The organism is Pseudomonas sp. B21-031 (genome assembly GCF_024748985.1).
Lineage (GTDB): Bacteria > Pseudomonadota > Gammaproteobacteria > Pseudomonadales > Pseudomonadaceae > Aquipseudomonas > Aquipseudomonas kermanshahensis.
On sequence record NZ_CP087181.1, the window covers coordinates 547,822 to 565,105 of the forward strand.

Below are 17,284 nucleotides of genomic sequence, written 5' to 3' on the forward strand. Positions count from 1 at the left end.
GGGTAAGGAAATGGAAGTAGCCGCTAAGTTGTCGGGCGCTCGCATCTCCGCCCAGAAAGCCCGCTTGGTCGCCGACCAGATCCGCGGGAAGAAGGTGGGCGAAGCGCTCAACCTGTTGGCCTTCAGCAGCAAAAAAGCCGCTGAAATCATGAAGAAAGTCCTCGAGTCGGCCGTTGCCAACGCCGAACACAACGAAGGCGCAGACGTTGATGACCTGAAGGTCTCCACCGTCTTCGTCAACGAAGGGCGTTCGCTGAAGCGCATCATGCCACGTGCCAAAGGCCGTGCTGATCGCATCGTCAAGCGGTCTTGCCATATCACTGTCAAGGTTGCGGACAAGTAACGGAGTCGATCAGATGGGTCAGAAAGTACATCCCACTGGCATTCGCCTGGGAATCGTCAAGGAGCACACCTCCGTCTGGTACGCAGACGGTGCTACTTACGCAGATTACCTGTTGAAGGATCTGAAAACACGTGAGTACCTCCAAGACAAACTAAAAAGCGCGTCCGTAAGCCGTATCGATATTCATCGTCCGGCTCAAACTGCACGCATCACCATCCACACCGCTCGTCCCGGTATCGTTATCGGTAAGAAAGGTGAGGATGTCGAGAAGCTGCGTCAGGACCTGACCAAGCAGATGGGTGTGCCTGTGCACATCAACATCGAAGAGATCCGCAAGCCGGAACTCGACGCTATGCTGGTTGCGCAGAGCGTAGCTCAGCAGCTGGAACGCCGCGTAATGTTCCGTCGCGCCATGAAGCGCGCCGTACAGAACGCCATGCGTATTGGTGCCAAGGGCATCAAGATCCAGGTGAGCGGTCGTCTCGGCGGCGCCGAGATTGCTCGTACCGAGTGGTATCGCGAAGGTCGTGTGCCTCTGCACACCCTGCGTGCCGATATCGACTACAACACCTACGAAGCTCACACCACTTACGGTGTGATCGGTGTGAAGGTTTGGATCTTCAAAGGCGAAGTTATTGGTGGTCGCCAAGAAGAACTGAAACCACAAGCACCAGCGCCTCGTAAAAAAGCTGCTAAGTAAGGGGTACGCCAAATGTTGCAACCAAAGCGTACAAAATTCCGCAAGCAGATGACTGGCCACAACCGTGGTCTGGCACTGCGCGGTAGCAAAGTCAGCTTCGGCGAATTCGCCCTGAAAGCTGTTGCTCGCGGTCGCCTCACCGCTCGCCAGATCGAGTCGGCACGTCGTGCTCTGACTCGTCACGTGAAACGTGGCGGTAAGATCTGGATCCGTGTCTTCCCGGACAAGCCGATCTCCAAGAAACCTCTCGAGGTTCGTATGGGTAAAGGTAAGGGTTCCGTGGAATACTGGGTTGCCCAGATCCAGCCAGGCAAAGTCCTGTACGAGATCGAGGGTGTTTCTGAAGAGCTGGCGCGCGAAGCTTTCGCCCTGGCTGCTGCAAAGCTGCCTCTCGCCACCTCCTTTGTTAAGCGGACGGTGATGTGATGAAAGCGAATGAACTTCGTGAAAAATCGGCACAGCAGCTGAACGAGCAACTGCTCGGCTTGCTGCGCGACCAGTTCAATCTGCGTATGCAGAAAGCAACTGGCCAGTTGGGGCAGTCGCACCTGCTCTCGCAAGTTAAGCGTGACATCGCTCGCGTGAAAACTGTGCTCAACCAGCAGGCAGGTAAGTGATCATGGCTGAAGCTGAAAAAACCGTCCGTACGCTGACTGGCCGTGTCGTCAGCGACAAAATGGACAAGACCATCACCGTTCTGATCGAGCGTCGCGTAAAGCACCCGATCTACGGTAAATACGTTAAGCGTTCGACTAAGCTGCACGCGCACGACGAAGCCAACCAGTGCAAGATCGGCGACAAGGTTTCCATCCGTGAAACCCGTCCGCTGGCCAAGACCAAGTCCTGGGCACTGGTTGAAGTCCTCGAACGCGCTGTTGAAGTCTAAGGGCTAGGGGTCGGAGAAATTTTATGATTCAGACTCAATCCATGCTCGATGTGGCCGATAACAGCGGCGCTCGTCGCGTCATGTGCATCAAGGTACTCGGCGGTTCGCACCGCCGTTACGCCGGCATCGGTGACATCATCAAAGTAACCGTCAAGGAAGCAATTCCGCGCGGTAAGGTCAAAAAAGGCCAAGTGATGACCGCTGTTGTCGTCCGTACCCGTCACGGTGTACGTCGCGCTGACGGTTCCATCATTCGTTTCGACGGCAACGCTGCTGTTCTGCTGAACAACAAGCAAGAGCCGATCGGCACTCGCATCTTCGGGCCAGTGACCCGTGAACTTCGTACTGAGAAGTTCATGAAGATCGTCTCGCTCGCCCCTGAAGTGCTGTAAGGAGATCCGACATGCAAAAGATTCGTCGTGACGACGAGATCATCGTGATCGCCGGCAAAGACAAAGGTAAGCGCGGTAAGGTGCTGAAGGTTCTCGCTGATGACCGTCTGGTCATCGGTGGCGTGAACCTGGTCAAGCGTCATACCAAGCCTAACCCGATGGCGGGCGTTCAGGGCGGTATCGTCGAGAAAGAAGCGCCTCTGCACGCTTCCAACGTTGCCATCTTCAATGGCGAAACCAACAAGGCTGACCGCGTTGGTTTCAAAGTAGAAGACGGTAAGAAAATTCGTGTCTTCAAGTCGACCCAAAAAGCGGTTGATGCTTGAACACTGCTAGGTAGAAGACCATGGCACGACTGAAAGAGATTTACCGGAACGAAATCGCTCCCAAGCTTAAGGAAGAACTTAAGCTGTCGAACGTGATGGAAGTTCCGCGCGTTACCAAAATCACCCTGAACATGGGTCTGGGCGAAGCGATCGGCGACAAAAAAGTCATCGAGCACGCTGTTGCCGACCTGGAAAAGATCACCGGTCAAAAGCCGGTCGTGACTTTCGCTCGTAAATCCATCGCGGGCTTCAAAGTCCGTGAAGGATGGCCGATCGGCGTCAAGGTGACCCTGCGTAGCGACAAGATGTACGAATTCCTGGACCGCCTGCTGGCGATCTCCCTGCCTCGGGTTCGCGACTTCCGCGGCCTGAATGCCAAGTCCTTCGATGGCCGTGGCAACTACAGCATGGGCGTGAAAGAGCAGATCATCTTCCCGGAAATCGATTACGACAAGATCGATGCTCTGCGCGGTTTGGACATCACCCTGACCACCACTGCTCGTTCGGATGACGAAGGCCGCGCTCTGCTGCGTGCTTTCAAATTCCCGTTCCGCAACTGATTGGAGTAGGAAAATGGCCAAGAAGAGCATGAAAAACCGCGAGCTGAAGCGTCAGCTCACGGTAGCCAAGTTCGCCAAAAAGCGTGCTGAGCTGAAAGCGACCATCGTCAACCTGAACGCCTCTCCAGAAGAGCGTTTCGCTGCCGTTGTCGCTCTGCAGAAGCAGCCACGTGATGCCAGCGCTGCGCGTCTGCGCAACCGTTGCCGCCTGACCGGTCGTCCTCACGGTGTATACCGTAAGTTCGGCCTGGGCCGTAACATGCTGCGTCAAGCGGCAATGCGCGGTGACGTACCGGGTCTGGTCAAGGCCTCCTGGTAATCGCTGTAGGTGTGATCCCGGTGGAAGGGGAGCAATCTTCCGACCGCCGGTGACCTCGCCAACAAACAAGCCCCTATATGGGGCTTGTTTCGTTTCTACCTTGTGTCTAGAATGACCGGCTCACCTGAGCCTGGGTTTTTTGCCCAATCCGCTCGGGTGGTTGTGATAGCCGCAAGGCTAATAATTCTTGTATCAGGAGCATCTAGCCCATGAGTATGCAGGACCCGTTAGCGGACATGCTAACTCGCATCCGTAATGCCCAGATGGCTGAAAAGTCCGTCGTAAGCATGCCTTCCTCTACGCTGAAGGTCGCGGTTGCCAAAGTTCTGAAGGATGAAGGTTACATCGCTGGCTACCAAGTCAGTGGCGAAGCCAAGCCCTCCCTGTCGATCGAACTGAAGTACTTCGAAGGCCGTCCGGTCATCGAGGAACTGAAGCGCTCCAGCCGTCCAGGCCTGCGCCAGTACAAGGCCGTTACCGATCTGCCGAAAGTACGTGGCGGTTTGGGCGTGTCTATTGTCTCCACCAACAAAGGTGTGATGACTGATCGCGCTGCGCGCGCTGCCGGTGTCGGCGGCGAAGTTCTCTGCACAGTGTTCTAAGGGGGGATAGACATGTCTCGCGTCGCTAAGAACCCCGTTAAGCTGCCATCTGGTGTCGAAGTCAAATTCGCCGGCCAGCAGCTTTCGGTGAAGGGTGCCAAAGGCACTCTCGAACTGAACGTTCACTCGTCTGTTGAAGTTACCGAAGAGTCTGGTGAGCTGCGTTTCGTCGCTCGCAATGGTGACCAGCAAGCTCGCGCCATGGCCGGTACTACCCGCGCTCTGGTCAACAACATGGTCCAGGGCGTAAGCCAAGGCTTCGAGCGCAAGCTCCAGCTGGTCGGTGTTGGTTACAAGGCACAGGCCAAGGGCACTATCCTGAACCTGGCCCTGGGCTTCTCGCACCCAGTGGACTACGAACTGCCAGCCGGTATCACCGCTGAAACGCCTAGCCAGACCGACATCCTGATCAAGGGTATCGACAAGCAGCTGGTAGGTCAGGTGGCCGCTGAAATCCGCGACTTCCGTCCACCAGAGCCTTACAAAGGTAAAGGTGTGCGTTACGCGGACGAAGTAGTCCGTCGTAAAGAAGCCAAGAAGAAGTAGGGCCTAGCAAATGACCGACAAAAAAGTTACTCGACTGCGTCGCGCTCGCAAAGCACGCCTCAAGATGCACGAACTCGAAGTCGTGCGCCTGTGCGTGTTCCGCTCCTCGCAGCACATCTACGCCCAGGTCATTTCGGCCGACGGCAGCAAGGTTCTGGCAAGCGCCTCGACCTTGGACAAAGACCTGCGTGATGGCGCCACTGGCAACATCGACGCGGCCACTAAGGTTGGCAAGCTGGTAGCTGAGCGTGCGAAAGCCGCCGGTGTATCTCAAGTTGCCTTTGACCGTTCCGGCTTCAAGTACCATGGCCGCGTCAAAGCGCTGGCTGATGCTGCTCGTGAAGGCGGGCTGGAGTTCTAAGTTATGGCAAATAACGATCAAAAGCGCGACGAAGGCTACATCGAGAAGCTGGTTCAAGTTAACCGCGTTGCCAAGACCGTAAAAGGCGGCCGTATCTTCACCTTCACCGCGTTGACCGTGGTTGGTGATGGTAAAGGTCGTGTCGGCTTCGGCCGTGGCAAATCGCGCGAAGTACCTGCTGCGATCCAGAAAGCCATGGAAGCTGCTCGTCGCAACATGATCCAGGTTGACCTGAAGGGCACCACCCTGCAGTACGCCACCAAGGCTGCCCACGGCGCCTCGAAGGTTTACATGCAGCCTGCCTCGGAAGGTACCGGTATCATCGCCGGCGGTGCAATGCGTGCTGTCCTGGAAGTTGCTGGCGTTCAGAACGTTCTGGCCAAGTGCTACGGTTCGACCAACCCAGTGAACGTGGTTTACGCCACCTTCAAGGGTCTGAAAGCCATGCAATCTCCTGAATCCATTGCTGCCAAGCGCGGCAAGAGCGTCGAGGAGATCTTCTGATCATGGCAACCGTTAAAGTAACGCTGATCAAGAGCGTCTCGGGCCGTATCCCTAACCACAAACTGTGCGTTAAGGGTCTGGGTCTGCGTCGCATCGGTCACACTGTAGAAGTCCAGGATACTCCCGAGAATCGCGGGATGATCAACAAGGCTTACTACATGCTGCGCGTCGAGGGTTAATCGATGAAACTCAATGATCTGAGTCCAGCGCCGGGTTCCCGTCGCGAAAAGCATCGTCCGGGTCGTGGTATCGGTAGCGGTCTGGGTAAGACCGGCGGCCGTGGCCACAAAGGTCAGACCTCCCGTTCGGGTGGTTCGATCGCTCCGGGCTTCGAAGGCGGTCAACAGCCGCTGCACCGTCGTCTGCCGAAATTCGGCTTCGTTTCCCTGAAAGCCATGGACCGCGCAGAAGTGCGTCTGTCCGAGCTGGCCAAAGTGGAAGGCGACGTGATCTCCGTGCAATCCCTGAAGGATGCCAACGTGATCAACCAGCACATTCAGCGTGTGAAAATCATGCTGTCTGGCGAAGTTACTCGCGCAGTCACCATCAAGGGCATCGCAGCCACCAAGGGTGCGCGTGCGGCTATCGAAGCAGCTGGCGGCAAATTCGAGGAATAAATGGCTAAGCAAGGTGCTCTCTCTTCGCTCGGTAAGGGCGGGATGTCGGAACTCTGGGCTCGTCTGCGCTTTCTGTTCATGGCGATCATCGTCTATCGGATAGGTGCGCATATCCCGGTTCCAGGCATCAATCCGGACCGTCTGGCGGATCTGTTTCGGCAGAATGAGGGGACCATTCTTAGCTTGTTCAACATGTTTTCCGGTGGCGCGCTTGAGCGCATGAGCATCTTTGCACTGGGGATCATGCCGTACATTTCGGCATCGATCATCATGCAGCTGATGACGGCGGTCAGCCCGCAACTGGAGCAGTTGAAGAAGGAAGGTGAAGCTGGCCGTCGCAAGATCAGCCAGTACACCCGCTACGGCACCGTTATCCTGGCGCTGGTCCAAGCCATTGGCATGTCCATTGGCTTGGCCAACCAGGGCGTGGCGTTTTCTGTCGGCCTGGGCTTCCATGTCGTCGCGGTTTCCACGTTTGTGGCCGGCGCGATGTTCATGATGTGGCTGGGCGAGCAGATCACCGAGCGCGGTGTGGGCAACGGTATCTCGATGTTGATCTTCGCAGGTATCGTTGCCGGTCTTCCGAGAGCAATCGGGCAGTCTTTCGAGTCTGCGCGTACAGGCGATATCAACATTTTCGCCCTGGTCGCAATCGGTTTGCTGGCAGTAGCGATTATCGGTTTCGTGGTGTTCATTGAGCGTGGTCAGCGTCGTATCGCCGTTCACTACGCCAAGCGTCAGCAGGGCCGCAAGGTCTTCGCTGCGCAGACCAGCCACTTGCCGTTGAAGGTGAACATGGCGGGGGTTATCCCGGCTATTTTCGCCAGCAGCATTTTGCTGTTCCCGGCTTCGCTGGGTGCCTGGTTCGGTCAGTCCGAAGGTATGGGCTGGTTGCAGGACATCTCGCAGTCGATCGCTCCTGGTCAGCCGTTGAACATCTTGCTGTTTAGTGCAGGGATCATTTTCTTCTGCTTCTTCTACACAGCGCTGATGTTCAATCCGAAAGACGTAGCGGAAAACCTGAAGAAGTCCGGTGCCTTTATTCCGGGTATCCGTCCTGGTGAACAGTCGGCTCGCTACATTGATGGCGTTCTGACCCGTTTGACCATGTTCGGTGCTCTTTACATGATGGCCGTCTGCCTTCTGCCCCAGTTCCTGGTGGTGGCAGCAAATGTGCCGTTCTACCTTGGCGGGACCTCGTTGCTGATTGTGGTAGTGGTTGTGATGGACTTCATGTCCCAAGTACAATCGCACCTCGTTTCGCACCAGTACGAATCCCTGATGAAGAAAGCCAACCTGAAAGGCTACGGTGGCAGCGGTTTGCTGCGCTGATACGCCCCTAAGGTTCGAGGAGTCGGTAATGAAAGTTCGTGCATCGGTGAAAAAGCTGTGCCGTAACTGCAAGATCATCCGTCGCGAAGGCGTCGTACGAGTGATCTGCAGCGCGGAACCGCGTCACAAACAGCGCCAAGGCTGAGTGTGATCGTCGCTTCAAACCCAGCAGCTAGTGTGCTGCTGGGTTGATTATTCGTTTCTACAGCGATATTATCTCGCGCCCTATTTCTTGGCTTCCGGGGCGTAGGTAGCTGTCAATTGGAGTCCCACTGAATGGCCCGTATTGCAGGCGTCAACATTCCAGATAACAAGCATACTGTTATCTCGCTGACCTACATCTATGGTGTCGGTCGCACAACTGCGCAGAAGATCTGTGCAGACGCTGGTGTAAACCCAGCCGCTAAGATCAAGGATCTGAGCGACGAGCAAATCGAAACCCTGCGTGGCGAAGTCGCGAAGTTCACCACCGAAGGTGACCTGCGTCGTGACATCAACATGAAGATCAAGCGCTTGATGGACCTGGGTTGCTACCGCGGCCTGCGTCATCGTAAAGGTCTGCCGGTTCGCGGTCAGCGTACCAAGACCAACGCACGCACCCGTAAGGGCCCGCGTAAGCCGATCCGCAAGTAACCGCCCAGGAATATAGACATGGCAAAACCTGCTGCTCGTCCTCGTAAGAAAGTCAAAAAGACAGTGGTTGATGGCATCGCCCACATCCATGCGTCTTTCAACAACACCATCGTGACCATCACCGACCGTCAGGGCAATGCTTTGTCCTGGGCGACCTCCGGTGGTTCGGGTTTCCGTGGTTCGCGCAAATCCACCCCGTTCGCAGCACAGATCGCTGCTGAGCGTGCTGGTCAAGCTGCGCTGGAATACGGTCTGAAGAACCTCGACGTTAACGTCAAGGGTCCAGGTCCAGGTCGTGAGTCCGCCGTTCGTGCATTGAACAGCTGCGGCTACAAGATCGCCAGCATCACCGACGTGACGCCAATCCCGCACAACGGGTGCCGTCCGCCGAAGAAGCGTCGCGTGTAATCAGGAGACAGAAGAATGGCACGTTACATTGGTCCAAAATGCAAACTGTCTCGTCGTGAAGGCACCGATCTGTTCCTGAAGAGCGGCGTTCGCGCTCTGGAATCGAAGTGCAACATCGAAGCAGCCCCAGGTATCCACGGCCAGCGCCGTGGCCGTCAGTCCGACTACGGTACCCAGCTGCGCGAGAAACAAAAAGTCCGTCGTATCTACGGTGTTCTGGAGCGTCAGTTCCGCGGTTACTACCAAGCTGCTGCCTCGAAAAAAGGCGCAACCGGTGAGAACCTGCTGCAACTGCTCGAGTGCCGTCTGGATAACGTCGTCTACCGTATGGGCTTCGGCTCGACTCGTTCCGAGTCCCGTCAGCTGGTTTCGCACAAAGCGATCAGCGTCAACGGTAAGACTGTAAACATTCCATCCTACCAAGTTCGTCCGGGTGACGTGGTCGCGGTTCGCGAGAAGTCGCTGAGCCAGCTGCGCATTGTTCAAGCCCTTGAACTGTGCGCCCAGCGTGGCCGCGTTGAGTGGGTTGACGTGGATGCTGCTAAAAAGTCGGGCGTTTTCAAGAACGTTCCTGCTCGCAGCGACCTGTCTGCCGACATCAACGAGAACCTGATTGTCGAGCTCTACTCCAAGTAAGGGCTAGAAAATAGGTGCATCCATGCAGATTTCGGTAAATGAGTTCCTGACTCCCCGCCACATTGATGTGCAGGTAGTCAGTCCGACCCGCGCCAAGATCACGCTCGAGCCTCTCGAGCGTGGCTTCGGCCATACCCTGGGCAACGCGCTGCGCCGCATCCTGTTGTCCTCCATGCCTGGCTGTGCAGTAGTCGAGGCCGAGATCGATGGCGTACTCCATGAGTACTCCGCGATCGAAGGTGTTCAGGAAGACGTAATTGAAATCCTGTTGAACCTGAAAGGCCTGGCTATCAAACTGCACGGTCGTGACGAAGTTACGCTGACCTTGTCGAAAAAGGGTTCGGGGGTGGTTACCGCTGCCGATATTCAGCTGGATCACGATGTCGAGATCGTCAACCCCGATCACGTAATCGCGAACCTGGCGTCGAACGGCGCCCTGAACATGAAGCTCACCGTAGCTCGTGGTCGTGGTTACGAGCCGGCCGACTCCCGTCAAACCGACGAAGACGAAAGCCGTAGCATTGGCCGTCTGCAGTTGGACGCTTCGTTCAGCCCGGTGCGTCGTATCGCCTATGTGGTCGAAAACGCCCGTGTTGAACAGCGTACCAACTTGGACAAGCTGGTCATTGATCTGGAAACCAACGGCACCCTGGATCCTGAAGAGGCAATCCGCCGCGCTGCGACCATCCTGCAACAGCAGCTGGCCGCGTTCGTCGACCTCAAAGGTGACAGTGAGCCTGTCGTAGTCGAGCAGGAAGACGAGATCGATCCGATCCTGCTGCGTCCGGTTGACGACCTGGAACTGACTGTACGTTCGGCCAACTGCCTCAAGGCGGAGAACATCTACTACATCGGCGACCTGATTCAGCGTACCGAAGTAGAGCTGTTGAAGACTCCTAACCTGGGCAAGAAGTCCCTGACTGAAATCAAGGACGTCCTGGCCTCTCGTGGTCTGTCTCTCGGCATGCGCCTCGACAACTGGCCGCCTGCAAGTCTTAAGAAAGACGACAAGGCGACCGCCTGATCGTCGTAATCACCGAACGTAGTGTTTGGTAAGGAATGAATCATGCGTCATCGTAAAAGTGGACGTCACCTGAGCCGTACCAGCTCTCACCGCAAAGCTATGTTCCAGAACATGGCTGTGTCGCTGATCGAGCACGAGCTGATCAAAACCACCCTGCCGAAAGCCAAGGAACTGCGCCGCGTTGCCGAGCCGCTGATCACCCTGGCCAAGGAAGACAGCGTTGCTAACCGTCGTCTGGCCTTCGACCGTACCCGTTCGAAGTCCGCTGTTGGCAAACTGTTCAACGATCTGGGCAAGCGTTACGCCACCCGTCAGGGCGGCTACCTGCGCATCCTGAAGTGCGGTTTCCGCGCTGGCGACAACGCGCCTATGGCGTACGTCGAGCTGGTTGATCGTCCAGTCGGTGGTGCTGTAGAAGCTGCCGAGTAAGACGTTCTGTCTGCTACAAAGAACCGGGCCTTGTGCCCGGTTTTTTGTGTCTGCAAGTATTGTTAATTTCTATTGATGCAAGTCGTGTAATGAATTTGTCCTGAAACGACCGCTCGTCAATACTCCTATCCAAGCCGATTAGCCGGCAGTTCTAGACCGATAAGGAGAGCCCATGAGCAAGATTCTCACCACCGCCAGCGGTGCACCCGTAGCTGACAACCAGAATTCCCGCTCTGCCGGCCCCCGCGGCCCGCTGCTGCTCGACGATTTCCACCTGATCGAGAAGCTCGCCCACTTTAACCGCGAGAACATCCCAGAACGTCGTGTTCACGCCAAGGGTTCAGGCGCGTACGGTACCTTTACCGTTACCCGCGACATCACCGGCTACACCAGCGCCAAGCTGTTCGAGCAGGTCGGCAAGCAGACTGAAACCTTCCTGCGCTTCTCCACGGTCGGTGGTGAACGTGGTTCGGCTGACACCGAGCGTGATCCGCGTGGCTTCGCCGTCAAGTTTTATACCGAGGAAGGCAACTGGGACATCGTTGGCAACAACACCCCGGTGTTCTTCATCCGTGACCCGCTCAAGTTCCCGGACTTTATCCACACTCAGAAGCGCCACCCGCAGTCCAACCTGAAAAACGCGCAAATGATGTGGGACTTCTGGTCACACTCGCCCGAGGCGCTGCACCAGGTCACCATCCTGTTCTCTGACCGCGGCATCCCGGATGGCTACCGTCACATGCACGGGTTCGGCAGCCACACCTACAGCCTGATTAGCGCCGCCGGTGAGCGTACCTGGGTGAAGTGGCACTTCAAGACTCAGCAAGGCATCAAGAACCTCGCCCCTGCCGACGCTGCACGCCTGGCGGGTACAGACCCGGACTATGCCCAGCGCGACCTGTTCGAGGCGATCGAGCGCGGCGACTACCCGCGATGGACTGTGTGCATTCAGGTGATGACTGAGGCCGAGGCCGCCAGCCGTGACGAGAACCCGTTCGATGTGACCAAGACCTGGTCGCAGAAGGATTTTCCGCTGATCGAGGTCGGCGTCCTGGAGCTCAACCGCAACCCGCTCAACTACTTCGCTGAGGTCGAGCAAGCGGCGTTTGGCCCGAGCAATATGGTCCCAGGCGTCGGGCTGTCGCCTGACCGCATGCTGCAGGGCCGGGTGTTCGCCTACGCCGATGCGCACCGCTACCGCGTGGGCACCAACCATCAGCAGTTACCGGTCAACGCGCCGCGCGCTGCGGTCAATAGCTACCAGCGTGATGGTTCTATGGCTATTGGAAGCTACGGCAGCGCGCCGAACTACGAGCCCAATAGCTATGGCGATGCACCCAAGCAGTCGCCACGCCATGCCGAGCCTGCCCTGGCCCTGAATGGCTCGGCTGATCGCTACGATCATCGTGAGGACAGTGACTACTACAGCCATGCCGGTGCACTGTTCCGCTTGATGAACGAACAGCAGAAGGCCCTGCTGATCAACAACATCGCGGGCGCCATGGCAGGCGTGAGCGACGATGTCATCCAACGCCAGTTGCAGTACTTCTTCAAGGCCGACCCGGCCTACGGCGAGGGGATTGCAAAGGCGCTGGGCGTGAATCTCGCCTAAGTCGAAGTGATAAGAAGAACCGCCCTCATTTGGGCGGTTTTTCAATGAATATCACTACTGTTTAACCGATTTTTTGCATCTAATTGCGCGTTTTTCAGTGACCGCGAGCAAAACGTGGTTCACACTATGTCCATTGATGTTTTCACATGGAGAAGCAGGGCGATGCAAGGTCACCCGGACGTAATCAACTACCTCGTCACGTTGCTGAAGGGCGAACTGGCAGCACGCGACCAGTACTTCATTCACTCGCGTATGTATGAAGACTGGGGCCTGTCCAAGCTCTACGAGCGCATCAACCACGAGATGGAAGAAGAAACGCAGCACGCCGACGCGCTGATGCGCCGCATCCTCATGCTCGAAGGCACCCCCGACATGCGCGCGGATGACCTCGAAGTGGGCAGCACCGTGCCGGAGATGATCGAAGCCGACCTCAAGCTGGAATACAAGGTCCGCGCCGCGCTGTGCAAAGGCATCGAGCTGTGCGAGCTGCACAAGGACTACATCAGCCGCGACATCTTGCGCGCGCAGTTGGCCGATACCGAAGAAGATCACACCTACTGGTTGGAGAAGCAGCAGGGCCTGATCAAGGTTATCGGCCTGGAGAACTACCTGCAGTCGCAGATGTAAGTTATCCACAGTCAATAAAAAGCCCCTGGCACTTACGGTGCCAGGGGCTTTTTTATGCACAGGCTGATCAGGCCCGGTCACGCTCCAGCAATGGCTTGAGGTAATGCCCGGTGTAGGACTGCTTCATCTTGGCCAGTTCTTCCGGTGTACCGCTGGCAATGATCTGTCCACCTTTGGAGCCACCTTCCGGCCCCAGGTCCACCAGCCAGTCGGCGGTCTTGATCACGTCCAAGTTGTGCTCGATAACCACCACGGTGTTGCCGTGGTCGCGCAGGCGGTGCAGCACATCGAGCAACTGCTGGATATCGGCGAAGTGCAGGCCGGTGGTTGGCTCGTCGAGGATATACAGGGTCTTGCCGGTATCGCGCTTGGACAGCTCGCGGGACAGCTTTACCCGTTGAGCCTCACCGCCCGACAAGGTAGTCGCCGACTGGCCCAGCTTGATATAGGACAGGCCTACGTCCATCAAGGTTTGCAGCTTGCGCGCCAGCGCCGGGACCGCGTCGAAGAACTCGCGGGCGTCCTCGATGGTCATTTCCAGCACCTCGTGGATGTTCTTGCCCTTGTACTTGATCTCCAGGGTTTCGCGGTTGTAGCGCTTGCTCTTGCACACGTCGCACGGCACGTAGATGTCGGGCAGGAAGTGCATCTCGACCTTGATCAGGCCATCGCCCTGGCAGGCCTCGCAACGGCCACCCTTGACGTTGAACGAGAAGCGTCCTGGGCCGTAGCCGCGTGAGCGCGATTCTGGAACACCCGAGAACAGCTCGCGGATCGGCGTGAAAATGCCAGTGTAGGTTGCCGGGTTCGAACGCGGTGTGCGGCCAATCGGGCTCTGGTCGATATCCACCACTTTGTCCAGGTGCTGCATGCCATCCATGCTGCTGTGCGGAGCGGCTTCCAGGCTGCTCGCGCCGTTGAGCGCGGTAGCGGCGAGCGGGTACAGGGTGTTGTTGATCAGGGTCGATTTGCCCGAACCCGACACGCCCGTTACGCAGGTCAGCAGGCCGATCGGGATTTCCAGGTCGACGTTCTGCAGGTTGTTACCACGCGCGCCCTTGAGCTTCAGCGAGCGTTTCTTGTCGCGTGGCGTGCGTTTGGCCGGCACGACGATTTTCTTGCGCCCGGACAGGTATTTGCCAGTCAGCGAGTCAGGATGCGCCATGACCTCCTCGGGCGTGCCCTCGGCGACGATCTGGCCGCCATGCACCCCGGCACCCGGGCCGATGTCTACCACATAGTCGGCTAAACGAATAGCGTCTTCGTCGTGTTCCACCACGATGACCGTATTGCCCAGGTCGCGCAGGTGGTTGAGGGTGGCCAGCAAGCGGTCGTTGTCGCGTTGATGAAGACCGATGGACGGTTCATCGAGGATGTACATCACCCCGACCAGGCCCGCACCGATCTGGCTGGCCAAGCGGATGCGCTGGGCCTCACCACCCGACAGTGTGTCGGCGCTGCGGTCCAGGGTGAGGTAGTCCAGGCCGACGTTGACCAGAAACTGCAGGCGCTCGCAGATTTCCTTGAGAATTTTCGCTGCAATTTCGCCACGGCGCCCGGTCAGGGTCAGCTCGCCGAAGTAGCTGCTGGCTTCACCGATGGGCAGGTTGGTGACGGCCGGCAGGGTTTTCTCGCCCACCCACACGTGGCGCGCTTCGCGCCGCAGACGAGTGCCGCGGCAGTCAGGGCAGGGTTGGGTGCCGAGCAGTTTGGCCAGCTCTTCACGCACGGTTGCCGATTCAGTCTCGCGGTAGCGCCGCTCCAGGTTCGGCACGATGCCTTCGAACGGGTGCGAGCGTTTGACGATGTCGCCGCGGTCATTCAGGTATTTGAAGTCGACGCTCTGCTTGCCGCTGCCTTGCAGGATCACCTTCTGGTGCTCGGCCGACAGCTCGCCGAACGGCGCTTCGAGGCTGAACCCGTAGTGCGCGGCCAGCGAGCCAAGCATCTGGAAGTAATAGACGTTGCGCCGGTCCCAGCCGCGTATAGCGCCCTCGGCCAGGGTCAGCTCGGTGTTGACCAGGCGTTTGGTGTCGAAGAACTGTTTGACCCCCAGGCCGTCACAGGTCGGGCAAGCACCGGCCGGGTTGTTGAAGGAGAACAGCTTGGGCTCCAGCTCACTGATCGCATGGCCACAGACCGGGCAGGCGAAGCGGGCGGAGAAGATCATCTCTTCGCCTTCTTCGTCGTCCATCGGCGCCACCAAGGCGATACCGTCGGCCAATTTGAGTGCAGTCTCGAACGACTCGGCCAGACGCTGCTGCAGGTCGGCCCGGACCTTGAAGCGGTCTACCACCACATCGATGCTGTGCTTCTTCTGTTTATCCAGCTTGGGCAGCTCATCGAGCTCGTAGAGCTTGCCGTTGACCCGCGCGCGGACGAAGCCCTGAGCGCGCAGCTCGTCGAACACCGCCAAGTGCTCGCCCTTGCGCTCGCGGATCACCGGTGCCAGCAGCATCAGCTTGCTGCCTTCGGGGCGCTCCAGTACCAGGTCGACCATCTGGCTGACGGTCTGCGCCTCCAGCGGGATGTCGTGGTCCGGGCAGCGCGGCGTGCCAACGCGGGCGTAAAGCAGGCGCAGGTAGTCGTAGATCTCGGTGATGGTGCCGACGGTGGAGCGGGGGTTGTGCGAGGTCGACTTCTGCTCGATGGAAATGGCCGGGGAAAGGCCTTCGATGGTGTCGACGTCGGGCTTTTCCATCATCGACAGGAACTGTCGGGCATAGGCCGACAGGGATTCGACATAACGGCGCTGGCCTTCGGCGTACAGTGTGTCGAACGCCAGGGAGGACTTGCCGGACCCGGACAGGCCGGTGATGACGATCAGCTTGTCCCGCGGCAGGGTCAGGTCGATGTTCTTCAGGTTGTGGGTACGTGCCCCACGAATCAGGATCTTGTCCACTGCGGCCTCGCTCGGCGGGCATAAACAAAGAAGTATACGGCGCGCTGCCAGTACGCGGCAAAGCGTCGCGTATATGCCGTCAAGCTGTCGGACTGATAGAATCGCCGCCGGTTCACACGAGGTTAATCCATGCACGACACCCACAACGAGCGCATGAGTGGCAGCGAAACCCGCGCCGCAGGCGGCCTGGCCCTGGTCTTTGCCTTTCGTATGCTGGGCATGTTCATGGTCTTGCCGGTGCTGGCCACCTACGGCATGGACCTGGCCGGTGCCACCCCCGCGCTGATTGGCCTGGCCATTGGCGCCTACGGCCTGACCCAGGCGGTCCTGCAGATCCCGTTCGGCATGGTGTCCGACCGCATCGGCCGGCGCCCGGTAATTTACCTGGGGCTGGTGATCTTCGCCCTGGGCAGCGTGCTGGCGGCCCAGGCCGACTCTATCTGGGGGGTAATCGCCGGGCGCATTCTGCAGGGCGCGGGGGCGATTTCCGCCGCCGTCATGGCACTGCTGTCCGACCTGACCCGGGAACAGCATCGCACCAAGGCCATGGCCATGATCGGCATGAGCATCGGCCTGTCGTTCGCCGTCGCCATGGTCGTCGGCCCGCTGTTGACCCGTGCCTACGGGCTGTCAGGATTGTTCCTGGCCACGGCAGGGCTTGCGCTGTTGGGCACCCTGCTGATCGCCTTCGTCGTGCCTAGCACTCACAGCACCTTGCAGCACCGTGAGTCGGGCGTTGCCCGCCAGGCACTGGGCCCGACCCTGCGCCATCCGGACCTTCTGCGCCTGGACATCAGTATCTTCATCCTCCACGCCATCCTCATGGCCAGCTTCGTCGCACTGCCCTTGGCCTTCGTCGAGCGTGGCGGCCTGCCCAAGGAAGAGCACTGGTGGGTCTACCTGACCGCGCTGTTCATCTCATTTTTTGCAATGGTCCCGTTCATCATCTACGGCGAAAAAAAGCGCAAGATGAAACGTGTACTGGCCGGGGCGGTCAGTGTGTTGCTGCTGGTCGAGGTGTTCTTCTGGCAGTGGGCTGACAACTTGCGCGGACTGGTGATTGGCACCGTGGTATTCTTTACCGCATTCAACCTGCTGGAAGCCTCGCTGCCTTCGTTGGTGAGCAAGGTGTCGCCTGCGGGTGGCAAGGGAACGGCGATGGGGGTGTACTCCACCAGCCAGTTCCTGGGCGCCGCCCTGGGGGGCATCCTCGGTGGCTGGTTGTTCCAGCACGGTGGGCTGAACATGGTGTTCCTCGGTTGCGCGCTGCTGTGTGCCGTATGGTTGGTCGTCGCATTGCGCATGAACGAGCCGCCGTATGTGACCAGCCTGCGCATGCCGCTGACGCCCGAGGCAGTCCGGGAAGCCGGGTTGACCGAACGCCTGATGGCCGTGCCGGGTGTGACCGACGCCGTTGTGGTGGCAGAAGAAGCCGCCATCTATATCAAACTGGATACGAAAATTTTGGACCGTACGACCCTCGAGCGTCTGGTGAACCCAGCCTCTTCGGCGTGCGAAGCCTAGG

The 17,284-nt window shown here is 58.3% G+C and carries 26 protein-coding genes; 25 read left to right on the forward strand and 1 reads right to left on the reverse strand.

Annotation, left to right across the window (positions count from 1 at the left end):
* The first annotated feature begins 10 nt into the window (after positions 1-10).
* From rplV to bfr, 24 genes are all read left to right on the forward strand, one after another.
* Entirely contained in the window at positions 11-343 is a 333-nt protein-coding gene (rplV, locus tag LOY53_RS02415) for a 50S ribosomal protein L22 (protein ID WP_003103908.1), read from the forward strand.
* 13 nt (positions 344-356) lie between these two features.
* Positions 357-1,043 (forward strand): 30S ribosomal protein S3, encoded by a 687-nt coding sequence (rpsC, locus tag LOY53_RS02420; RefSeq protein WP_003255481.1) that lies wholly within the window; start codon positions 357-359, stop codon positions 1,041-1,043.
* Positions 1,044-1,055: 12 nt separating this feature from the next.
* On the forward strand, positions 1,056-1,469 hold the full coding sequence (gene rplP, locus LOY53_RS02425; RefSeq protein WP_003255479.1) for a 50S ribosomal protein L16: 414 nt from the start codon (positions 1,056-1,058) through the stop codon (positions 1,467-1,469).
* Entirely contained in the window at positions 1,469-1,660 is a 192-nt protein-coding gene (gene rpmC, locus LOY53_RS02430) for a 50S ribosomal protein L29 (RefSeq protein WP_002555481.1), read from the forward strand. Before rplP ends, rpmC begins: the two co-directional genes overlap by 1 nt.
* A gap of 2 nt (positions 1,661-1,662) precedes the next feature.
* Positions 1,663-1,929 (forward strand): 30S ribosomal protein S17, encoded by a 267-nt coding sequence (gene rpsQ / locus LOY53_RS02435; protein ID WP_003255478.1) that lies wholly within the window; start codon positions 1,663-1,665, stop codon positions 1,927-1,929.
* Positions 1,930-1,952: 23 nt separating this feature from the next.
* A complete protein-coding gene (gene rplN, locus LOY53_RS02440; protein ID WP_002555479.1) occupies positions 1,953-2,321 on the forward strand; it encodes a 50S ribosomal protein L14 in 369 nt (122 codons plus the stop codon).
* Between the two features lie 11 nt (positions 2,322-2,332).
* A complete protein-coding gene (gene rplX, locus LOY53_RS02445; RefSeq protein ID WP_003255476.1) occupies positions 2,333-2,647 on the forward strand; it encodes a 50S ribosomal protein L24 in 315 nt (104 codons plus the stop codon).
* Positions 2,648-2,667: 20 nt separating this feature from the next.
* The gene (rplE, locus tag LOY53_RS02450) at positions 2,668-3,207 is read left to right on the forward strand and encodes a 50S ribosomal protein L5 (protein ID WP_003255474.1); all 540 of its coding nucleotides are present in this window, start codon (positions 2,668-2,670) and stop codon (positions 3,205-3,207) included.
* A 13-nt stretch (positions 3,208-3,220) separates the two neighbouring features.
* Entirely contained in the window at positions 3,221-3,526 is a 306-nt protein-coding gene (gene rpsN / locus LOY53_RS02455; RefSeq protein WP_012316516.1) for a 30S ribosomal protein S14, read from the forward strand.
* A 209-nt stretch (positions 3,527-3,735) separates the two neighbouring features.
* Positions 3,736-4,128 carry a 30S ribosomal protein S8 gene (rpsH, locus tag LOY53_RS02460; protein ID WP_027594873.1) on the forward strand — a complete coding sequence of 131 codons (393 nt, stop codon included), beginning with the start codon at positions 3,736-3,738 and terminating at the stop codon, positions 4,126-4,128.
* A 12-nt stretch (positions 4,129-4,140) separates the two neighbouring features.
* On the forward strand, positions 4,141-4,674 hold the full coding sequence (rplF, locus tag LOY53_RS02465) for a 50S ribosomal protein L6 (protein ID WP_027594874.1): 534 nt from the start codon (positions 4,141-4,143) through the stop codon (positions 4,672-4,674).
* Between the two features lie 10 nt (positions 4,675-4,684).
* The gene (gene rplR / locus LOY53_RS02470) at positions 4,685-5,035 is read left to right on the forward strand and encodes a 50S ribosomal protein L18 (protein ID WP_008089801.1); all 351 of its coding nucleotides are present in this window, start codon (positions 4,685-4,687) and stop codon (positions 5,033-5,035) included.
* A 3-nt stretch (positions 5,036-5,038) separates the two neighbouring features.
* The gene (gene rpsE / locus LOY53_RS02475) at positions 5,039-5,539 is read left to right on the forward strand and encodes a 30S ribosomal protein S5 (protein WP_003255465.1); all 501 of its coding nucleotides are present in this window, start codon (positions 5,039-5,041) and stop codon (positions 5,537-5,539) included.
* Between the two features lie 2 nt (positions 5,540-5,541).
* Positions 5,542-5,718: a 50S ribosomal protein L30 gene (gene rpmD, locus LOY53_RS02480; protein WP_008089798.1), complete on the forward strand. Its 177-nt coding sequence runs from the start codon at positions 5,542-5,544 to the stop codon at positions 5,716-5,718.
* A gap of 3 nt (positions 5,719-5,721) precedes the next feature.
* On the forward strand, positions 5,722-6,156 hold the full coding sequence (rplO, locus tag LOY53_RS02485; RefSeq protein ID WP_003255461.1) for a 50S ribosomal protein L15: 435 nt from the start codon (positions 5,722-5,724) through the stop codon (positions 6,154-6,156).
* Complete coding sequence (secY, locus tag LOY53_RS02490) at positions 6,157-7,488, forward strand: preprotein translocase subunit SecY (RefSeq protein ID WP_003257108.1); 1,332 nt, start codon at positions 6,157-6,159, stop codon at positions 7,486-7,488.
* Between the two features lie 28 nt (positions 7,489-7,516).
* Positions 7,517-7,633: a 50S ribosomal protein L36 gene (rpmJ, locus tag LOY53_RS02495; protein ID WP_002555468.1), complete on the forward strand. Its 117-nt coding sequence runs from the start codon at positions 7,517-7,519 to the stop codon at positions 7,631-7,633.
* A 131-nt stretch (positions 7,634-7,764) separates the two neighbouring features.
* Complete coding sequence (gene rpsM / locus LOY53_RS02500) at positions 7,765-8,121, forward strand: 30S ribosomal protein S13 (RefSeq protein WP_003255457.1); 357 nt, start codon at positions 7,765-7,767, stop codon at positions 8,119-8,121.
* Positions 8,122-8,139: 18 nt separating this feature from the next.
* Positions 8,140-8,529 carry a 30S ribosomal protein S11 gene (gene rpsK, locus LOY53_RS02505; RefSeq protein WP_003255454.1) on the forward strand — a complete coding sequence of 130 codons (390 nt, stop codon included), beginning with the start codon at positions 8,140-8,142 and terminating at the stop codon, positions 8,527-8,529.
* A 15-nt stretch (positions 8,530-8,544) separates the two neighbouring features.
* Positions 8,545-9,165, forward strand: a complete 621-nt coding sequence (rpsD, locus tag LOY53_RS02510; protein WP_009681977.1) for a 30S ribosomal protein S4 — start codon at positions 8,545-8,547, stop codon at positions 9,163-9,165.
* 22 nt (positions 9,166-9,187) lie between these two features.
* Positions 9,188-10,189 carry a DNA-directed RNA polymerase subunit alpha gene (locus LOY53_RS02515; protein ID WP_003255452.1) on the forward strand — a complete coding sequence of 334 codons (1,002 nt, stop codon included), beginning with the start codon at positions 9,188-9,190 and terminating at the stop codon, positions 10,187-10,189.
* Between the two features lie 42 nt (positions 10,190-10,231).
* Positions 10,232-10,618, forward strand: a complete 387-nt coding sequence (gene rplQ, locus LOY53_RS02520; protein ID WP_003255451.1) for a 50S ribosomal protein L17 — start codon at positions 10,232-10,234, stop codon at positions 10,616-10,618.
* Between the two features lie 172 nt (positions 10,619-10,790).
* On the forward strand, positions 10,791-12,230 hold the full coding sequence (locus tag LOY53_RS02525; RefSeq protein WP_258703556.1) for a catalase: 1,440 nt from the start codon (positions 10,791-10,793) through the stop codon (positions 12,228-12,230).
* 162 nt (positions 12,231-12,392) lie between these two features.
* Complete coding sequence (bfr, locus tag LOY53_RS02530; protein ID WP_008089766.1) at positions 12,393-12,857, forward strand: bacterioferritin; 465 nt, start codon at positions 12,393-12,395, stop codon at positions 12,855-12,857.
* Positions 12,858-12,924: 67 nt separating this feature from the next.
* On the opposite strand, the gene uvrA is transcribed toward bfr, so the two are convergent.
* Positions 12,925-15,759: an excinuclease ABC subunit UvrA gene (gene uvrA / locus LOY53_RS02535; RefSeq protein ID WP_252826542.1), complete on the reverse strand. Its 2,835-nt coding sequence runs from the start codon at positions 15,757-15,759 to the stop codon at positions 12,925-12,927.
* 129 nt (positions 15,760-15,888) lie between these two features.
* On the opposite strand from uvrA, the gene LOY53_RS02540 reads away from it, so the two are divergent.
* Positions 15,889-17,283: an MFS transporter gene (locus LOY53_RS02540; RefSeq protein ID WP_258703557.1), complete on the forward strand. Its 1,395-nt coding sequence runs from the start codon at positions 15,889-15,891 to the stop codon at positions 17,281-17,283.
* Position 17,284: the final 1 nt, after the last annotated feature.

Bases quoted from the DNA above. Each gene is read 5' to 3' on its own strand.
- LOY53_RS02540 (WP_258703557.1), top strand. From the start codon at position 15,889: ATGCACGACACCCACAACGAGCGCATGAGTGGCAGCGAAACCCGCGCC.
- rplF (WP_027594874.1), top strand. From the start codon at position 4,141: ATGTCTCGCGTCGCTAAGAACCCCGTTAAGCTGCCATCTGGTGTCGAA.
- secY (WP_003257108.1), top strand. From the start codon at position 6,157: ATGGCTAAGCAAGGTGCTCTCTCTTCGCTCGGTAAGGGCGGGATGTCG.
- LOY53_RS02515 (WP_003255452.1), top strand. From the start codon at position 9,188: ATGCAGATTTCGGTAAATGAGTTCCTGACTCCCCGCCACATTGATGTG.
- LOY53_RS02525 (WP_258703556.1), top strand. From the start codon at position 10,791: ATGAGCAAGATTCTCACCACCGCCAGCGGTGCACCCGTAGCTGACAAC.
- rpsH (WP_027594873.1), top strand. From the start codon at position 3,736: ATGAGTATGCAGGACCCGTTAGCGGACATGCTAACTCGCATCCGTAAT.
- rpsK (WP_003255454.1), top strand. From the start codon at position 8,140: ATGGCAAAACCTGCTGCTCGTCCTCGTAAGAAAGTCAAAAAGACAGTG.
- rplN (WP_002555479.1), top strand. From the start codon at position 1,953: ATGATTCAGACTCAATCCATGCTCGATGTGGCCGATAACAGCGGCGCT.
- rpsC (WP_003255481.1), top strand. From the start codon at position 357: ATGGGTCAGAAAGTACATCCCACTGGCATTCGCCTGGGAATCGTCAAG.
- rplX (WP_003255476.1), top strand. From the start codon at position 2,333: ATGCAAAAGATTCGTCGTGACGACGAGATCATCGTGATCGCCGGCAAA.
- rpmC (WP_002555481.1), top strand. From the start codon at position 1,469: ATGAAAGCGAATGAACTTCGTGAAAAATCGGCACAGCAGCTGAACGAG.
- rplO (WP_003255461.1), top strand. From the start codon at position 5,722: ATGAAACTCAATGATCTGAGTCCAGCGCCGGGTTCCCGTCGCGAAAAG.
- rpsD (WP_009681977.1), top strand. From the start codon at position 8,545: ATGGCACGTTACATTGGTCCAAAATGCAAACTGTCTCGTCGTGAAGGC.
- rpsN (WP_012316516.1), top strand. From the start codon at position 3,221: ATGGCCAAGAAGAGCATGAAAAACCGCGAGCTGAAGCGTCAGCTCACG.
- rplR (WP_008089801.1), top strand. From the start codon at position 4,685: ATGACCGACAAAAAAGTTACTCGACTGCGTCGCGCTCGCAAAGCACGC.
- rplV (WP_003103908.1), top strand. From the start codon at position 11: ATGGAAGTAGCCGCTAAGTTGTCGGGCGCTCGCATCTCCGCCCAGAAA.
- rpsE (WP_003255465.1), top strand. From the start codon at position 5,039: ATGGCAAATAACGATCAAAAGCGCGACGAAGGCTACATCGAGAAGCTG.
- rpmJ (WP_002555468.1), top strand. From the start codon at position 7,517: ATGAAAGTTCGTGCATCGGTGAAAAAGCTGTGCCGTAACTGCAAGATC.
- rpmD (WP_008089798.1), top strand. From the start codon at position 5,542: ATGGCAACCGTTAAAGTAACGCTGATCAAGAGCGTCTCGGGCCGTATC.
- rpsQ (WP_003255478.1), top strand. From the start codon at position 1,663: ATGGCTGAAGCTGAAAAAACCGTCCGTACGCTGACTGGCCGTGTCGTC.
- rplQ (WP_003255451.1), top strand. From the start codon at position 10,232: ATGCGTCATCGTAAAAGTGGACGTCACCTGAGCCGTACCAGCTCTCAC.
- bfr (WP_008089766.1), top strand. From the start codon at position 12,393: ATGCAAGGTCACCCGGACGTAATCAACTACCTCGTCACGTTGCTGAAG.
- rplP (WP_003255479.1), top strand. From the start codon at position 1,056: ATGTTGCAACCAAAGCGTACAAAATTCCGCAAGCAGATGACTGGCCAC.
- rplE (WP_003255474.1), top strand. From the start codon at position 2,668: ATGGCACGACTGAAAGAGATTTACCGGAACGAAATCGCTCCCAAGCTT.
- rpsM (WP_003255457.1), top strand. From the start codon at position 7,765: ATGGCCCGTATTGCAGGCGTCAACATTCCAGATAACAAGCATACTGTT.